14 protein-coding genes are annotated in these 16,562 nt (G+C 71.4%); 8 read left to right on the top strand and 6 right to left on the bottom strand.

All coding sequences use genetic code 11. The annotated features are described in order from the left end of the window. Window positions 1–775 precede the first annotated feature (775 nt). Window positions 776–2,194 carry an NADase-type glycan-binding domain-containing protein gene (locus MKW14_RS41625; RefSeq protein ID WP_374116608.1) on the top strand — a complete coding sequence of 473 codons (1,419 nt, stop codon included), beginning with the start codon at window positions 776–778 and terminating at the stop codon, window positions 2,192–2,194. A 15-nt stretch (window positions 2,195–2,209) separates the two neighbouring features. Here the strand turns inward: MKW14_RS41625 and MKW14_RS28375 are convergent, their stop codons facing one another. Both MKW14_RS28375 and MKW14_RS28370 read right to left on the bottom strand, forming a co-directional pair. Next, window positions 2,210–3,385 (bottom strand): polyamine ABC transporter substrate-binding protein, encoded by a 1,176-nt coding sequence (locus MKW14_RS28375; protein WP_240866974.1) that lies wholly within the window; start codon window positions 3,383–3,385, stop codon window positions 2,210–2,212. Window positions 3,386–3,498: 113 nt separating this feature from the next. Beyond that, a complete protein-coding gene (locus tag MKW14_RS28370) occupies window positions 3,499–4,938 on the bottom strand; it encodes a gamma-aminobutyraldehyde dehydrogenase (RefSeq protein WP_240866971.1) in 1,440 nt (479 codons plus the stop codon). A gap of 203 nt (window positions 4,939–5,141) precedes the next feature. Here MKW14_RS28370 and MKW14_RS28365 point away from each other — a divergent pair, with 203 nt between their 5' ends. The 7 genes from MKW14_RS28365 to MKW14_RS28335 all read left to right on the top strand — a co-directional run bounded on the left by MKW14_RS28365 (window position 5,142) and on the right by MKW14_RS28335 (window position 11,900). Further along, window positions 5,142–5,660, top strand: coding sequence for an Lrp/AsnC family transcriptional regulator (locus MKW14_RS28365; RefSeq protein ID WP_240866970.1), 519 nt, complete (start codon window positions 5,142–5,144; stop codon window positions 5,658–5,660). A 2-nt stretch (window positions 5,661–5,662) separates the two neighbouring features. After that, window positions 5,663–7,027: an aspartate aminotransferase family protein gene (locus MKW14_RS28360; protein ID WP_240866967.1), complete on the top strand. Its 1,365-nt coding sequence runs from the start codon at window positions 5,663–5,665 to the stop codon at window positions 7,025–7,027. Between the two features lie 192 nt (window positions 7,028–7,219). After that, window positions 7,220–8,020 (top strand): ABC transporter ATP-binding protein, encoded by an 801-nt coding sequence (locus MKW14_RS28355; protein WP_240866964.1) that lies wholly within the window; start codon window positions 7,220–7,222, stop codon window positions 8,018–8,020. Continuing rightward, window positions 8,002–9,360, top strand: coding sequence for a hypothetical protein (locus tag MKW14_RS28350; RefSeq protein WP_240866963.1), 1,359 nt, complete (start codon window positions 8,002–8,004; stop codon window positions 9,358–9,360). The genes MKW14_RS28355 and MKW14_RS28350 overlap by 19 nt, the downstream gene beginning before the upstream one ends. A gap of 102 nt (window positions 9,361–9,462) precedes the next feature. Further along, complete coding sequence (locus MKW14_RS28345; RefSeq protein ID WP_240867164.1) at window positions 9,463–9,870, top strand: VOC family protein; 408 nt, start codon at window positions 9,463–9,465, stop codon at window positions 9,868–9,870. A 61-nt stretch (window positions 9,871–9,931) separates the two neighbouring features. Next, window positions 9,932–11,053: an LOG family protein gene (locus MKW14_RS28340; RefSeq protein WP_240866961.1), complete on the top strand. Its 1,122-nt coding sequence runs from the start codon at window positions 9,932–9,934 to the stop codon at window positions 11,051–11,053. 160 nt (window positions 11,054–11,213) lie between these two features. Next, window positions 11,214–11,900 (top strand): LAETG motif-containing sortase-dependent surface protein, encoded by a 687-nt coding sequence (locus MKW14_RS28335; protein ID WP_240866958.1) that lies wholly within the window; start codon window positions 11,214–11,216, stop codon window positions 11,898–11,900. A 61-nt stretch (window positions 11,901–11,961) separates the two neighbouring features. Here the strand turns inward: MKW14_RS28335 and MKW14_RS28330 are convergent, their stop codons facing one another. From MKW14_RS28330 to MKW14_RS28315, 4 genes are read right to left on the bottom strand one after another with little or no spacing between them, the layout of a single operon-like run. Next, window positions 11,962–12,750, bottom strand: coding sequence for a maleylpyruvate isomerase family mycothiol-dependent enzyme (locus tag MKW14_RS28330; protein WP_240866956.1), 789 nt, complete (start codon window positions 12,748–12,750; stop codon window positions 11,962–11,964). 25 nt (window positions 12,751–12,775) lie between these two features. Beyond that, window positions 12,776–13,795: an ABC transporter ATP-binding protein gene (locus tag MKW14_RS28325; RefSeq protein ID WP_240866954.1), complete on the bottom strand. Its 1,020-nt coding sequence runs from the start codon at window positions 13,793–13,795 to the stop codon at window positions 12,776–12,778. After that, window positions 13,796–15,478, bottom strand: coding sequence for an ABC transporter permease (locus tag MKW14_RS28320; RefSeq protein ID WP_374116607.1), 1,683 nt, complete (start codon window positions 15,476–15,478; stop codon window positions 13,796–13,798). Continuing rightward, a complete protein-coding gene (locus MKW14_RS28315) occupies window positions 15,454–16,527 on the bottom strand; it encodes a thiamine ABC transporter substrate-binding protein (protein WP_240866953.1) in 1,074 nt (357 codons plus the stop codon). The genes MKW14_RS28320 and MKW14_RS28315 overlap by 25 nt, the downstream gene beginning before the upstream one ends. Window positions 16,528–16,562: the final 35 nt, after the last annotated feature.

Here is a 16,562-nt window from a genome sequence, read left to right as displayed (position 1 = left end):
CTGGAAGGACCGCGAGCCAAGAAACAACCGCCCACCGACGCCCCCGGTCAGCACCCTCGGACCCGACGGTACGGCGGCCCGACGTGCCGGTTCCGACGACGGCTCGCCCGACCCGAACAACAGCACACCCGCGCGCACCGGGGCTGGCGCCGCAGACGACGGGTTCGGCGGCACGGTCGGCGGGTTCGGTGGCGCGGCCGGCGCGAGCAACGGATCCGACGGCGCGGTCAGCGGATCCGGCGGCGGGTTCGGCCGTACGGCTGGCGCGAACGGCGCATCGGACGGCGGGTTCGGCGGCGCGGCGGGCGCGAACGGCGCATCGGGCGGCGCTGCCCACAACGCCTCCAGCCTGAACGGCGGAGCCGACGGCGGATTCGGTGGTGCGGTCGGCGCCGACAGCGGGTCGGGCGGCGCTGCCCACAACGCCCCCGGCCTGAACCGCGGAGCCGACGGCACGGTCGACGCACCCGGCGACGGGTCCGACGCTGCGACCAGCGCCAGCAGCCTGTCGGGCGGCGCTTCCCACAACACCCGCGGCCTGAACGGCGGAGCCGACGGCACGGTCGGCACACCCGGCGACGGGTTCCGCGCTGCGGCCAACGCCAGCAGCCTGTCGGGCGGCGCTTCCCACAACAGCCCCGGCGCGGCCGGCGCGCGCAGCGGATCCGGCGGCGCTGCCCACCACACCCCCGGTACGGACGCCGGCATCGGTGGCGCGGGAGAGGCCTTCGGGCGGGCGGGCAGTGGGGGCGCCGGGCAGGCGGGCGGTTCTGGCATGGGCGCCGAGGCCTCCGGTGAGCCCTCGGGCGGCGGCGGGGTGGGAGGCACTCCCGCCTCGACCGCCCCGTCAGCCACCTCGTCAGCAGGGTCCGGCCCGACCGCCCCTTCAGCCACCTCCGCGACGGCCGACCCGGCCTCCTCCGCTGCCTCCGGTCTTGGCCCCGGCCCCGGCTGGGACGCGTTCTCGCGGCCCGACGGTGGCGCCGGTCTGGCCCGTACCCCGAGGGACCTGTTGGTCTCCGGTACCGCCACCGAGTCCCCCAGCGCCGACCACCCCACCACCGACGCGGACCGAGCCGCACCCGGCGCCGCCGACCAGCCGGCCACGCCCCGGACCGCACCGCCGACGCCCGCAACCGTCCACAACTCCCCCTCCCCGAGCGGCCCTTCGCACGCCAACCCGACCATGGACGACACAGCCCCCACCGAACCGGTCCCCGCGGCGGCCGCGACGACGCCTCTCCCCGACGTCGCGTCCGCCCCGGCTCCAACGCCACCTCAGGCCTCTGACCCGAGCGGCCTGACCGACCGTGCCCGCCAACTCCTCGTCCCCGTCGCCGACCCGGAACCCCGCCCCGCGGCGGCCCCCTCCGTCGCCCCCGTCCTCCCCGGCCGCCCCGTCCCCCAGCGGCCGCAGGTCGTACGGGCCCCTGGCGAGGAACTCGGCGCGGACGGCGGCACCCCGTGCCCCTGGTGCGGCACCCGCAACCGTCCCGACCGGCACTTCTGCACGCGCTGCGCGATGCCGATGGCCGGCGAGGCCCGGTCCCCCGGCCGACTGCCCTGGTGGCGGCGGCTGTTCGGGGCCGGCAACCGCGAGACCCCGTGGGCCGGCGACCGCCCCCGTCTGCGCCGCGCCTTCGACCGCGTACTGACCTGGCTGGGCGTCGCGGTCGTACTGACCCTGCTGATCGTGGGCGCCGTCCACCTCCCCCAGGGCATCCAGGCGACCCGGGACCACTTCTCCAAGCGCGCCCCGGTCGACCCGGACAGCTACAGCGCCTCCCGCTCCTACCCGGGCCACAAGCCCGACCTGGCCTTCGACAAGTTCAACAACACCTGGTGGGGCCCGGGTGTGTCGGACTCGGGCCAGGGCCAGTGGATCGAGGCGAAGTTCAACGAGCCGACCCGGCTGCTGGACCTGCGCATCACCCCGGGCGTCTCCACCCGCGCCGACCAACTCCAGCAGTCGGCCCGCCCGCACCGCATCGAGGCCACCGTCACCCTGGCCAACGGCAAGAAGACCACCCGCCAACTCGTCCTCGACCAGGGCCCGGGCAGCCAGCGCGAGCCCTTCCGCGTCGGCGAGGTCACCGCGGTCCGCTTCACCATCGAGTCGGCCTACGGCGCCGACGCCAGCAAGCAGGTCGCGATCGCCGAGATCGAGTTCTACGGCCCGTCCAACGCCAATTAGCCCAGGGGGGACCCCTCACAACCCCACGATCGCGTTCCACCGCCGCGCGAACTCCACCCGCTCCCTCGACGTGATGTCCCGTGCGATCGCCAGCCGTTGGCGCATCCTCGCGTCGGGGAAGATCAGCGGGTTCTCGGCGAGGGCGGCGGTGTCCTTGTCCTTGGCGGAGGCCAGGACCTCACGGGCGGCCGGGACGGGGCAGACGTAGTTGACCCAGGCGGCGAGTTCGGCGGCGGCCTCGGGGTCGTAGTAGTAGTCGACGAGCCGTTCCGCGTTGCGCTTGTGCAGGGCGCGGTCGGGGATCATCAGGGAGTCCGACCACAGCTCGGCGCCCTCCTCGGGGACGACGAAGCGGATGTCGGGGTTGTCGGCCTGGAGTTGGATGACGTCACCGGAGTAGGCCTGACAGGCGAGGACGTCACCGGTCACCAGGTCCTTCGTGTAGTCGTTGCCGGTGAAGCGGCGGATCTGGCCGTCGTGGACGTACTTCTCGACCTGGTCGCACACCGTGTGGAAGTCGGCGGCGGTCCACCGGGTGATGTCGACGCCGTTGCCCTGCATCAGCAGCGCGAACGCCTCGTCCAGACCGGAGAGGAGGGTCACCCGGCCCGTGAGGTCCTTCGCCCACAGGTCGGAGACATGACGGATCTCCCGGCCGAGCTTCCCGCGGTTGTACGCGATGCCGGTGATGCCCGACTGCCACGGCACGGTGTACCTGCGGCCCGGGTCGAAGGCGGGGGAACTCAGCTGCGGGTCCAGGTACTTGGCCACGTTCGGCTGGCGGGCCCGGTCCATCTGCTGGACCCATCCGAGCCGTACGAACCGCGCGCACATCCAGTCGGACATGACGATCAGGTCCCGGCCGGTCTGCTGGTGGTTCATCAGCGCCGGGCTGATCTTGCCGAAGAACTCGTCGTTGTCGTTGATCTCCTCGGTGTACTTGACGGAGATCCCGGTGCGCTTCTCGAACGCGTCGAGCGTGGGCCGCCGGTTCGGGTTCGCGTCGTCGACGTCGATGTAGAGCGGCCAGTTGGCCCAGGTCAGTCTCTTCTGACGGGCCGACAGGTCAGCGACGGCACGCTCACCCGGCCGTACGTAGGCCGCGGGCACCCCGCAGCCGGCCACCCCGCCGAGGAGCGCGAGCAGCAGTGAACGACGGGGAAGGGAAAGGTTCTTCGGCGTCAGGGGCATGGGCGCAGCATCCCGCCTCCGCCCGCGCGGCGACAATCGACGCCGCGTCGAGCGGGGAGACGGCGGGACCGGACACCTTGTCGATGCCCGGTCCCCTTACACCTGGTACCGCTTTACGCCTCCAGCGAGGTCATCACGTGCTTGATGCGCGTGTAGTCCTCGAAGCCGTAGCCCGACAGGTCCTTGCCGTAGCCCGACTTCTTGAAGCCGCCGTGCGGCATCTCCGCGACCAGCGGGATGTGTGTGTTGATCCACACGCACCCGAAGTCCAGCTTCTTCGACATCCGCATGGCCCGCCCGTGGTCCTTGGTCCACACCGAGGAGGCGAGGGCGTACTCGACGCCGTTGGCCCACTCCACGGCCTGGTCCTCGTCCCGGAAGGACTGGACGGTGATGACCGGTCCGAAGACCTCCTTCTGGATGATCTCGTCGTCCTGCTTGAGCCCGGAGACGACGGTCGGCGCGTAGAAGTAGCCCTTGTCACCGACCTGGTGGCCGCCGGTCTCGACCTTGGCGTGCGCGGGCAGCCGCTCGATGAACCCGGTCACCTGCTTGAGCTGGTTGGGGTTGTTCAGCGGACCGAAGAGCACGTCCTCGTCGTCCGGCTGCCCGGTCTTGGTCTCGGCGGCGGCCTTCGCGAGCGCCGCGACGAACTCGTCGTGGACGGACTCCTGGACGAGCACGCGCGTGGCCGCCGTACAGTCCTGCCCGGCGTTGAAGAACCCGGCCACGGAGATGTCCTCCACGGCCTTGGCGATGTCCGTGTCCTCGAAGACGACGACCGGCGCCTTGCCGCCCAGCTCCAGGTGGACCCGCTTCAGGTCCCTGGACGCGGACTCGGCGACCTGCATGCCCGCGCGCACGGACCCGGTGATGGAGGCCATCGCGGGGGTCGGGTGCTCGACCATCAGCCGGCCGGTCTCCCGGTCACCGGTGATGACGTTGAAGACGCCCTTCGGCAGGATCTCCCCGATGATCTCCGCGATCAGCACGGTCGAGGCGGGCGTGGTGTCGGACGGCTTCAGCACCACCGTGTTGCCGGCCGCGATGGCCGGGGCGAACTTCCACACGGCCATCATCATCGGGTAGTTCCACGGCGCGACCTGCGCGCAGACGCCGACCGGCTCGCGGCGGACGATGGAGGTGAGCCCCTCCATGTACTCGCCGGCCGAGCGCCCCTCCAGCATCCGGGCCGCGCCCGCGAAGAAGCGGATCTGGTCGACCATGGGCGGGATCTCCTCGGACCGCGTGAGTCCGATCGGCTTGCCCGTGTTCTCGACCTCGGCCGCGATCAGTTCCTCGGCGCGCTCCTCGAACGCGTCCGCGATCTTCAGCAGGTGCTTCTGCCGCTCGGCCGGAGTCGTGTCCCGCCAGGCCGGGAAGGCCGCGGCGGCGGCCGCCATCGCGGCGTCGACGTCCGCCGGCCCGGACAGCGGCGCGGTCGCGTAGGCCTCGCCCGTCACGGGGTTGACCACCTCGGTGGTCCGTCCGTCGGCGGCGTCCCGGAACTCACCGTCGATGTAGTTGCGCAGACGACGCAGCTCGGTGCTCACTGCCGGCCCTCCAAGTTCGAGTGGAAAGTTCGAGTGGAAAAGTTCGAGTGGAGCCAACGTGTCCATTGGCTGAGACACCCACAGTAATCCGAGAGCCGACGTTTTCAACACCCCCGATCGGCGGACTGCTGCGAAATCCGCAGGTCTCAGACGCGTAAACAACGAATTTCATTGATCCGCCCTTGCGGAACTGTCGAGAGGTCGTGCACAGTGAGGTCGTGGCCAGTCGAAGCGCAGAGCAGAGGGACTCCACCCGCGAGTCCAGGAACGGCACTCCCCATCTGGATGCCGTCTCCCTCGCCATCATCGAACAGCTCCAGGAGGACGGCAGGCGCCCGTACGCCGCGATCGGCAAGGCCGTGGGCCTGTCCGAGGCGGCCGTGCGCCAGCGCGTGCAGAAGCTGCTCGACCAGGGCGTGATGCAGATCGTCGCCGTCACGGACCCGCTCACCGTGGGCTTCCGCCGACAGGCGATGGTCGGGATCAACGTCGAGGGCGATGTCGAGAAGATCGCGGAGGCGCTGACCGACATGTCGGAAGTCGAGTACGTGGTGATGACCGCGGGCTCGTTCGACATCCTCGCCGAGATCGTCTGCGAGGACGACGACCACCTGCTGGACGTCATCAACAAACGCATCCGGTCACTGCCCGGCGTGCGCTCCACCGAGAGCTTCGTCTACCTGAAGCTGAAGAAGCAGACCTACATGTGGGGAACCCGATAACCGTGAGCCAGAAGGACCTCAGCAAGACCGCGTACGACCACCTGTGGATGCACTTCACCCGCATGTCCTCGTACGAGAACTCCCCCGTCCCGACGATCGTGCGCGGCGAGGGCACCTACATCTACGACGACAAGGGCAAGCGCTACCTCGACGGTCTCGCCGGTCTGTTCGTGGTCCAGGCCGGTCACGGCCGCACGGAACTCGCCGAGACCGCCTTCAAGCAGGCCCAGGAGCTGGCGTTCTTCCCGGTCTGGTCCTACGCCCACCCGAAGGCCGTGGAGCTCGCCGAGCGGCTGGCCGACCACGCCCCGGGCGACCTGAACAAGGTCTTCTTCACCACCGGCGGCGGCGAGGCGGTCGAGACCGCCTGGAAGCTGGCCAAGCAGTACTTCAAGCTGGTCGGCAAGCCCACCAAGCACAAGGTCATCTCCCGCGCGGTCGCCTACCACGGCACCCCGCAGGGCGCCCTGTCCATCACCGGCCTGCCCGGCCTGAAGGCGCCGTTCGAGCCGCTGGTCCCCGGCGCGCACAAGGTGCCGAACACCAACATCTACCGCGCCCCGATCTTCGGCGACGACCCCGAGGCCTTCGGCCGCTGGGCCGCCGACCAGATCGAGCAGCAGATCCTCTTCGAGGGCCCCGACACGGTCGCCGCGGTCTTCCTGGAGCCCGTGCAGAACGCCGGCGGCTGCTTCCCGCCCCCGCCCGGCTACTTCCAGCGGGTGCGCGAGATCTGCGACCAGTACGACGTGCTGCTCGTCTCGGACGAGGTCATCTGCGCCTTCGGCCGCCTCGGCACGATGTTCGCCTGCGACAAGTTCGGCTACGTCCCGGACATGATCACCTGCGCCAAGGGCATGACCTCGGGCTACTCCCCGATCGGCGCCTGCATCGTCTCCGACCGCCTCGCCGAGCCCTTCTACAAGGGCGACAACACCTTCCTGCACGGCTACACCTTCGGCGGCCACCCGGTCTCCGCCGCGGTGGGCCTGGCCAACCTCGACCTCTTCGAGCGCGAGGGCCTCAACCAGCACGTGCTGGACAACGAGGGCGCGTTCCGCTCCACCCTGGAGAAGCTGCACGACCTGCCGATCGTCGGCGACGTCCGCGGCAACGGCTTCTTCTACGGCATCGAGCTGGTGAAGGACAAGGCCACCAAGGAGTCCTTCAACGACGAGGAGACCGAGCGCGTCCTGTACGGCTTCCTCTCCAAGGCCCTCTTCGACAACGGCCTGTACTGCCGTGCCGACGACCGCGGCGACCCGGTCGTCCAGCTCGCTCCGCCGCTGATCTCCAACCAGGACACGTTCGACGAGATCGAGCAGATCCTGCGCGCGACGCTGACGGAGGCGTGGACGAAGCTCTAGCCTCCGGCGGTTCAGCCGCTTATATGGCCCCGGGGCGCACCCGTCCGAGTGACAAGGGTGCGCCCTGGCCGCGTTTTGTCCGGCGTTCCGCTCCCGGCTCCTTAGCGTGCCTGGTAACCGATCGGCCCTGTCATCGTTCCCCCGCACGGGGGATCGCGGCAGGGAAAACGGATCAGAACGAGGTGTACGCGCATGCAGGCCCCGCCCGACAACGACGTTCTCTGGGCACGCGCCCTGCACTTCACCCACAAGGACGGCTCCCCCGGCCTCGGCGGCGTCTCCATCGGCGTCCGGGAGGGCGAGATCCTCGCCGTCAGCGGGCCGCGCGGCAGCGGCAAGACGACCCTGCTGCGCTGTCTGTCCGGACTGGTGCCGGCCCAGCGCGGCGAGGTCTGGTTCAACAGCGTGCCCGTCCACACGATGGGCCCGCTGACCCGGGAACGGCTGCGCCGCGACCGGTTCGGCTGGATCGACCCGGCGCCGGTCCTGGTCCCCGAGCTGAACGTCTGGGAGAACGCGGCGCTCCCCCTGATGCTACGCGGCACGAGCCGCCGCCGGGCCAGGACGGCCGCGCTGGAGTGGCTGGAACGCCTCGACGTCGGCGACCGCTCCCGCAACCGTCCGCACGAACTGACCCAGGCGGAACGCCAGCGCGTCTCGATCGCCCGCGCCCTGGCCCCCGCGCCGACGGTCCTGTTCGCCGACGAGCCGACGGCTCCGCTGCACCGCGCGGACCGGGCGCACGTCCTGCGGACGCTGACCACCGCGGCCCGCTCCCACGGCATCACGGTGGTCCTGGCGACCCACGACGCGGAGACGGCGGCCCTCGCCGACCGCACGGTGGCCCTGCTCGACGGCCGCCGGGTCAACACGGTCCACCTCCCGCCGATGGCGGAGCCGGAGGCGCGGGGCCCGGAGAGCCGACGGAGCGGGCCGGGCGGCCGGGGGGCCGCGTCCGAGGGCCAGGGGGCCGCGTGCTCGCTCTCCGTCTGACCCGCACCGCCCCTCCGGCCGTCCAGCTGCGCCGGCTGCTGGTGACCCTGGCCTCGGGCGGCACCGGCTTCCTGCTCCTGTGCAGCCTCGGTCACGCCCTGAGCCACCCCGCCTCCCCGTCCTCCTCGGCCCTCCGCCTGGCCTGGTGCCTGACACCGCTGGCGGCCACGGTCCAGCTGGCGATCGCGGTCTCCCGTACCGATCCGGCCACGAAGCCCCGCCCGGGCCTGTCCTCCATCGGCCTGGGGCCGGCCCGTCTGATGACCATCGCGGCCACCACGACGGCCCTGTCCACCACCCTGGGCTCCGTCCTCGCCCTCCTGCTCTTCCTGTACCTGCGGGGCGACCTGACAGGCATCCCCTTCGACGGCGCGGCGGCGGACGCCCTGGCGGCGGACCGGCCGTTGCCCGTCCCGGCATCCGTGACGCTCCTGTCCCTGGTCCCGGTGCTGGCGTCGGCGGCGGTGGCGCTCGCCCTGCGCCCCCGTGACACCCCGCCGGCCACCACACGCGGCACGGCCCGCTCGTACGTCCGCTTCGGCGCCCACGGCGGATCGGCCGCACGGGAGACGTTCGGGGCGTCCGGCCGCTTCGGCGCCCGCCTCCACGGGGGCCGCCCCACCTCACGGCCGCCCACGGACGGGCGCGGCGCGGAGGGTGTCGCATCGGCGCGGACCGTCGAGACACCACCTGACACTCCGGACGAGGACCCCACCCGGCCCCCGGCCCCCCGCACCGCCCCGTCCGGCCTCCCCTGGGGCATCGCGACCCTCGCCGCGGGTCTGGCCGTGGAGGCCTACGCGGGCCGTACGACCCAGAGCCGGACCGTCGAACTGCCCGACGGCCTCACCACCGCCACCCCCGCCGTGCTCGTCGGCCTCGCCCTGACCGTCCTCGGTCTGGCCCTCGCCGCCCCCGCCCTCACCCATCTCACCGGCCGCCTGCTGCAGTCCGCCGGCCCCGGCGCCCTGCGCCTCCTGGCGGGCCGCGTCCTGATGGAGGAGGCCACCCGTATCGGCCGCCCCCTCGGCGTCGTCTGCGCCGTCGCCTCCGCCGCGTACGCCATGTCCACGCTCTACGACCCCTCGGAGCCCTCCTTCGGGCCCCTCGCCACCCTCGGCACCGTGCTGGTCACCGGCTGCACCCTGGCCACCCTGCTGACGGCCGCCGTGGAGGCCAGACAGGCCCGGGCCGACACCACGGCGGCCCTGGTCCGCCTCGGCGCCCCCGCCACGATGCTCCGCACCGCCGCCGCCCTGCGCGCCGCCGCCCTGCTGACCCTCTTCACCCCGCTGACCCTGCTGGTGACCGACCTCGCGGTACTCCCCCTCACCCGCTGAGCGCACCCCGGGGAAACACATCCCCCGGCCACCGATGAGTTCCGCCGGCGCCCCCGGTCTACCCCATCGAACAGCACACCCCGCCCGATGGGAGAGACCCGCATGTACCAGCAGATGATCTTCGTGAACCTGGCCACGAACGACGTCGACGCGTCGAAGAAGTTCTTCACGGAGCTCGGCTACACGATCAACCCCCAGTTCAGCGGCGACGACTGCGCCTGCGTCGTGATCAGCGACACCATCGTGACGATGCTGCTCAGCAAGCAGCGCTACGCCGACTTCACCAAGAAGGAGATCGCGGACTCGACGCGGACCAGCGAGGTGCTGATCTGTCTGAGCGCCGAGAGCCGCGAGAAGGTCGACGAGCTGGTCGAGAAGGCCGTCGCCGCGGGCGGCAGGGCCAACGACGACGTCCAGGACCACGGTTACATGTACGGCCGCTCCTTCGACGACCTCGACGGCCACTCCTGGGAGGTCGTGTGGATGGACCCGGCAGCGGTCCAGAGCTGAACCCACGGGGTTGCGTGGCATGGGCCCGTGACTGAACCCACGGGGTGCCTAGCATGGGCCCGTGCAGACGAGCCCGGCCCATGCGGCCCACCACGACGAGCGCGAGATCGAGACGCTCGAGGACTTCGACGCGACGGTCTCGGCCCGCGGCACCCTCGCCGGCCACCGCGTACAGGGCGTCGATCTGACGGACCGCACAAGGGAGTTGCTCACCACGGACACCGCCGGCGCGGTCTTCCTGGGCTGCCCGATGCGGGCGGACGCCGAGCAGAAGATCCGAGCCGACGGCGCCCTGGTCTTCCCCCCGGTCCCGCATCTCCCGTTCGACCCCTACCGCGGCCACCTCTACACCGCCGACGAGCTGTTCGCCTCCCTGGACAAGGGTTACGAGCAGACACCCGACGCCCTCGCCTACGCCTGGTTCCAGCGCACCAAGGCGGACGGCGACATATACGCCTCGATGCTGCGCGCCGTCCACGACGACTCCGTCTCCGACGCCCTGGACGAACTCCTGCGCGGAGCCCGGGTGGTGGGCGTGATGGGCGGCCACGCCATGGCACGCGGCACGCAGGCGTACGCCGGTGCCGCGCGCCTCGGCCGGGAGCTGAGCCGCGCCGGGCTGACCGTGGCGACCGGTGGCGGCCCGGGCGCGATGGAGGCGGCGAACCTGGGCGCGTACGCGGCGCCGTACGAGGACGCGGTGCTGGACGAGGCATGCGAACTCCTCGGTGCCGCCCCGTCGTTCACCCCGTCGATCACCGAGTGGGCGCGGGCCGCCTTCGAGGTGCGCTCCCGCTGGCCGAAGGGCAACCACTCCATCGGCATCCCCACCTGGTTCTACGGCCACGAGCCGCCGAACCCCTTCGCCTCGCACATCGCCAAGTACTTCGCCAACGCCACCCGCGAGGACGGACTGCTGGCCCGGTGCAACGCGGGCGTGGTGTTCCTGCCGGGCGCGGCCGGGACCGTACAGGAGATCTTCGACAACGCGACGCCCAACTACTACGAGTCGCGCGGTGAACCGACGCCGATGGTGCTCGTCGACCGGGAGCACTGGACGGAGCGGCTGCCGGCGTGGCCCCTCTTGCGATCACTCGCCCGGGAACGCTCGATGGAGTCCCGTATCGCCCTCGTTGACCGGATCGAGGACGCCCCTGAGGCATTGAAACGTATCGGTGGTTAATAAGGAGGCAAAGCCAACGCCCGGGGTGAGCATATGCGTTGACACTTCTTATGAAACACTTATAGACCTGTGAGCCTCCTGGGGAGTGTGAAGCCTCACCTCACTGTTGCCTCACATCTCTTACAACCCCCCTCAATTGCGTATCCCGTGAAGGGCAAAAGTGACCATATCTCGCCGTACCGCCCGACGTTCCGTGCAGATCCTGGGCGTCGCCGCGGCCTCGACCGCGCTCGCCGTGAGCGCCGCGGGCTCCGCGCTCGCGTGCAGCATCTCTGAGTTCTCCGCCGCCGCTGCGTGTCAGGACGGCAAGGGCGTCATCACCGTCAAGGACGTCGACGCCTCGGGTACCAAAGCGACCGTCACCGTTTACCTCGAGAACAACGGTTCGGACGTCAAGCAGATCGGTTCGCAGGACGTCACCGGTTCCCGCGAGGGTGTCACCATCACCTTCGCCGAGGACTGGGCGCCGAAGGCCGAGTACCGCATCCACGTCACGGCCGGCAAGCGTGAGGTCGGTGACATCACGCCGAACCTGACCACCCCGGCCGAGGGTTGCTCGACGGGCGAGACCACGGCTCCGGCCACCACCGCGCCGGCCACGACCTCTCCGGCCACCACCCCGGCCTCGGAGTCCCCGACCCCGACCCCGTCGGCCTCGGACAGCACCGCTCCGGCGGCCACGTCGTCCAACGCCCCGTCCCCGGCCGCCGGTGACTCCAACCTCGCCGAGACCGGTGCGAACTCCAACACCGGCCTGATCGCCGGTGTCGCGGGCGCGCTCGTCGTCGTCGGCGGCGGTGCCGTGTTCTTCGGCATGCGCCGTCGTGGGGCCAACAGCGGCCGCTGACGCCTCACCGACAGGTTCGCGTAGGCCCGTCCCCGTATCCCCGGGGACGGGCCTTCGTCGTTCAGCTGAACGACGCCCGCTCCAGCCAGAGTTCGAGCAGCCGCCGGTCACCGAGGACCTCCAACCCGGGGCTGTCCAGCGGCAGTCGGCGGTAGAAGGCGAGGAGCAGGGAGGTGAGCGGGCCGCGCAGGGCGACGTCCGCCTTCTCGTGGCCGCGGCGCCAGGTGACGCCCTGCTCGGTCCCCACAACCAGCCACTCGGCGTTCAACTCGCCCGGGACGTCGGTCGCGTGGAGGTGCAGGCTACGCCCGGCGGCGAGCGGTCGTTCCATCTCCCTGCGCTCGCCCGCCAGCCCCACGAGCTGCAGCCACTCGTCGATCGCGTCGGCGGCGATCTCGGGCGCGACCTCGTAGGGCAGTTGGGCGGCCAGCGTGGCGTCCGCCCGGTGGACGGTGATCTCGTGGGCCATCCGACGCGCCCAGAAGGCGGAGCCGAGCATGCCCGCCCACGACCACACCTTGGCGTCCGGACCGGCCTCCCGGAGCGCGCGAACGACCAGTTCACCGGCTTCGGCTAGCCAGGCGTCGAGTTCGGCGGCGTCGCCCGTCTTCTCGGGCCCGTCGCCGCGGGGGATGTCCTCGTCCCGGACGTTCTCCTCGGCCCGGGTCCGCACCAGCACCTCCACCCAGCGCAGTACGCCGCCCATGTGCAGGACGAGTTGTTCGAGGGTCCAGTCGGGGCAGGTGGGCACCTTCGCGGACAGGTCGGCGCCGGAGGTCACCACGGTCCGCAACTCGGCCACCTGGTGGGCAATCTCGTCGCAGTAGCGGTCGTACGCAAGCAAGGTCATGAGCCGCACCCTATGCGCGGACCGATCAGCCCAGCACCACGATTTCCGCCGCGTCGAACTCCACGCCGACCAGGTCCCCAACCTCCGGGGCCTCCCGCAGCGCGCACGCCGCCTCCAGCCGGGGCGCGTCCTCGGGCTGGAGGTGTACGGCGACATGGGTGGCCTTGAAGGTGCGCGCGGCGACCGTGCAGCGCAGGCCCTCGTCGGCGGGGACGAGCCGGACGCCGGCCGGGCGGACCAGGAGGCCGCGGGTGCCCTGGGGGGCGTCCTCGGGCACCGGGACCTTGCCCCAGGGAGTGTCGGCGGCCTCCCCCGCGACCGTGCCCTCGACCACGTTCTCGAAGCCGAGGAACCGGGCGACGAACTCGTCCGCCGGCCGCTGCCAGACCTCCAGCGGCGTACCGGACTGGGCGATCCGTCCGTCCCGCATCACCACGACCCGGTCGGCGAGCGCGAAGGCCTCGCCCTGGTCGTGCGTCACGGCGAGCACGGTGGTCCCCAACCGGCCGAACAGCTCCCGGAGTTCGACGACCAGCCGCTCCCGCAGCGAGCGGTCGAGCTGACCGAGCGGCTCGTCCAGCATCAGCAGTCGCGGCCGGGGCGCGAGGGCCCGGGCGAGCGCCACGCGCTGCTGCTCACCGCCGGACAGCGCGCCCACGGCCCGCCGCTCGGCGCCGGGCAGCCCGACGAGATCCAGCAACTCCCGCACGCGTTCCTGCTGTTCGCTTCTCGACGCTCCGTGCATCCGCAGGCCGAAGGCGACGTTGCCGGCCACGTCCCGCTGCGGGAAGAGCTGGTGGTCCTGGAACATCAGGCCGACCCCGCGCTTGTGCGCGGGCACACCGGCCTGGTCGCGGTCGTCGAGCAACACCCGTCCGGCGTCCAGCGGTTGGAGCCCGGACACCGCCCGCAGCAGGGTGGACTTGCCGCTGCCGCTGGGCCCGAGCACGCACACCACCTCGTGCTCGGCGACATCGAGGCCGACGGCGTCGAGCACGGCCCGCCCGCCGAAGCGGACGGTGGCGTCTTCCAGGCTCAGCAGCATCTAGAACTCCCCGGTCCGGTCGGTGCGGAGCCGCTCGAGCACCAGCAGCGCCACCGCGCACACCACCATCAGGATCGTCGAAAGGGCCATCGCCTGGCCGTAGTTGAGGTCGCCGGGCCGCCCGAGCAGCCGTGCCACGGCGACCGGCAGGGTCGGGTTGTCGGGCCGTGCGATGAACACGGTCGCCCCGAACTCCCCCAGCGACACGGCGAAGGCGAACCCGGCCGCGACCAGCAAGGCCCGCCGCACCAGGGGCAGATCGACCTCCCGCCACACCCGCCAGGGCGAGGCCCCGAGCACGGCCGCCGCCTCCCGCAGCCTCGCGTCCACGGCCCGCAGCACCGGCAGCATGGTCCGTACGACGAAGGGCACGCCCACCAGCGCCTGCGCGAGCGGCACCAGGATCCAGGACTGGCGCAGGTCCAGCGGGGGCTTGTCGAGGGCGATCAGGAAGCCGAAGCCGACGGTCACCGCGGAGACGCCGAGCGGCAGCATCAGCAGCGCGTCGAAGCCGCGCACCAGGCGTCCGGCGTCCCGGCGGGCGAGGGCCGCGGCGGCCAGAGCGCCGATCACGACGGCGATGGCGGTCGCGGCGAGGGCGTACTGCAGCGAGTTGCCGATCGCGTCGATCGGCGGGACGAGGAAGGTGTCGCCGGCGTCGCCGGTCAGCGCCCGGTAGTAGCGGAAGTCCGGCGCGTCCAGCGAGCGTTGCACCAGCACGGCGAGCGGCAGCAGGAGCAGGACGGCGACCGTGGCGAGGACGCCGGCCAGCAGCGCCCACTGGCCCGCGCCGCGCGGCCGCCGGGCGGTCACGGACGCGTCGACGAGCCGCAGGGCGCTCTCCCGCCGCCGTACCGTCCAGGCGTGCACGGCGAGGATCGCGCCGACGGCCACGAACTGGACGATCGTGAGCACGGCGGCGGTGGACAGATCGAAGATCTCGGAAGTCTGCCGGTAGATCTCGACTTCCAGGGTGGAGAAGGTGGGTCCGCCGAGGATCTGGACGACGCCGAAGGAGGTGAAGGTGAAGAGGAACACCATCAGCGCGGCGGCGGCCACGGCGGGCGCGAGGGCGGGCAGCGTGACCCTGCGCCAGGCGCGCAGCGGGGACGCGCCCAGCATCCGCGCGGCCTCCTCCTGCCGCGGGTCCAGTTGCGCCCACAGCCCGCCCACGGTCCGTACGACGACCGCGTAGTTGAAGAAGACGTGCGCCAGCAGGATGGCCCACACGGTCGTGTCCAGCCGTACGCCCCACACCTCGTCGAGCAGTCCGCCGCGTCCGACGAGGGCGAGGAAGGCGGTTCCGACGACGACCGTCGGCAGGACGAAGGGGACGGTGACGACGGCCCGCAGCACCTGCCGGCCCGGGAAGTCGAGGCGCGCGAAGACGTAGGCGCCGGGGAGGGCGACCAGGAGGGTGAGCGCCGTGGAGGCGAGCGCCTGCCAGGTGGTGAACCACAGGACGTGCCGGATGTCGGACTGGGTGACGACGTCCGCGATCCGCCCCAGCCGCCACACCCCGTCGACCCTCAGCCCGCGTGCGACGATGGCGGCGACGGGCCAGGCGAAGAACAGCGCGAAGAACGCGACGGGCACGGCGAGCAGCCCGAGCCGCGCCGCGTTCCCGCGCCGGGCCCTTGCCCCGGAGGGGCGGGTCGCTACTTCAGTACGAGTGACGTCCACGACTTGACCCACTGGTCACGGCTGGCGGCGATCTTCGCGGGGGCCATCGTCTCGGGGTCCTTGGCGGCGGGACCGTACTCGGTGAACTCCTTGGGCACCGTGGCCCCTTCGATCACCGGGTAGACGAACATGTTGAGCGGCATGTCCTCCTGGAACTCCTTGGTCACCAGGAAGTCGATGAACGCCTTGCCGCCCTTGCTGTTGCGCGCGTTGCTGAGCAGTCCCGCGTACTCGATCTGCCGGAAGCAGGTGCCGTACGACACTCCGGTCGGTGCGGTCTTCGGCCTCGGGTCGGCGTAGACGACCTCCGCGGGCGGCGAGGAGGCGTAGGAGACGACGAGCGGCCGGTCGCCCTTGGCCTTCTTGCCGCCGGCCGAGCCGGAGAACTCCTCGTTGTAGGCCTGCTCCCAGCCGTCGACGACCTTGACGCCGTTCGCCTTGAGCTTCTTCCAGTAGCCCTGCCAGCCGTCGTCCCCGTACCTGGCGGCGGAGCCGAGGAGGAAGCCGAGGCCGGGTGAGGAGGTGGCGGCGTTCTCGGTGACGAGGAGGTTCTTGTACTCGGGCTTGACCAGGTCGTCGAAGGACTGCGGCGGGGTCAGCCTGTGCTTGCTGAAGTAGGCCTTGTCGTAGTTGACGCAGATGTCGCCGGAGTCGATGGGCGTGACCCGGTGCTTGTCCTGGTCGACCCGGTACTGCGGCTTGATCCGGTCGGAGCCCTTCGCCTCGTACGACTGGAACAGTCCGTTGTCGAGGGCCCGGGAGAGCAGGGTGTTGTCGACGCCGAAGAAGACGTCGCCCTGGGGGTTGTCCTTGGTCAGGACGGCCTTGTTGACGGCCTGCCCGGCGTCTCCGTCCTTGAGGACGTGGACCTTGTACCCGGACTGCTTCTCGAAGTCGGCGAGGACGCTCTTCGAGACGGCCCACGAGTCGTGGCTGACCAGGGTGACGGTCTTGGAGTCGGAGGCGGAGGCGCCGCCGGAGGAGCCGCAGGCGGACAGCGTGAGCATGCCGAGGCCGACGACGACAGCACAGTACTTCTTGGTGTTCACGGTGATGACCGAACTTCCTACCCAGAATGACCTGG

Source organism: Streptomyces gilvus, from assembly GCF_022513565.1.
GTDB lineage: Bacteria > Actinomycetota > Actinomycetes > Streptomycetales > Streptomycetaceae > Streptomyces > Streptomyces gilvus.
Note: the sequence above shows the minus strand (reverse complement) of the source record. Positions and strands in the feature narration are given on the sequence as shown.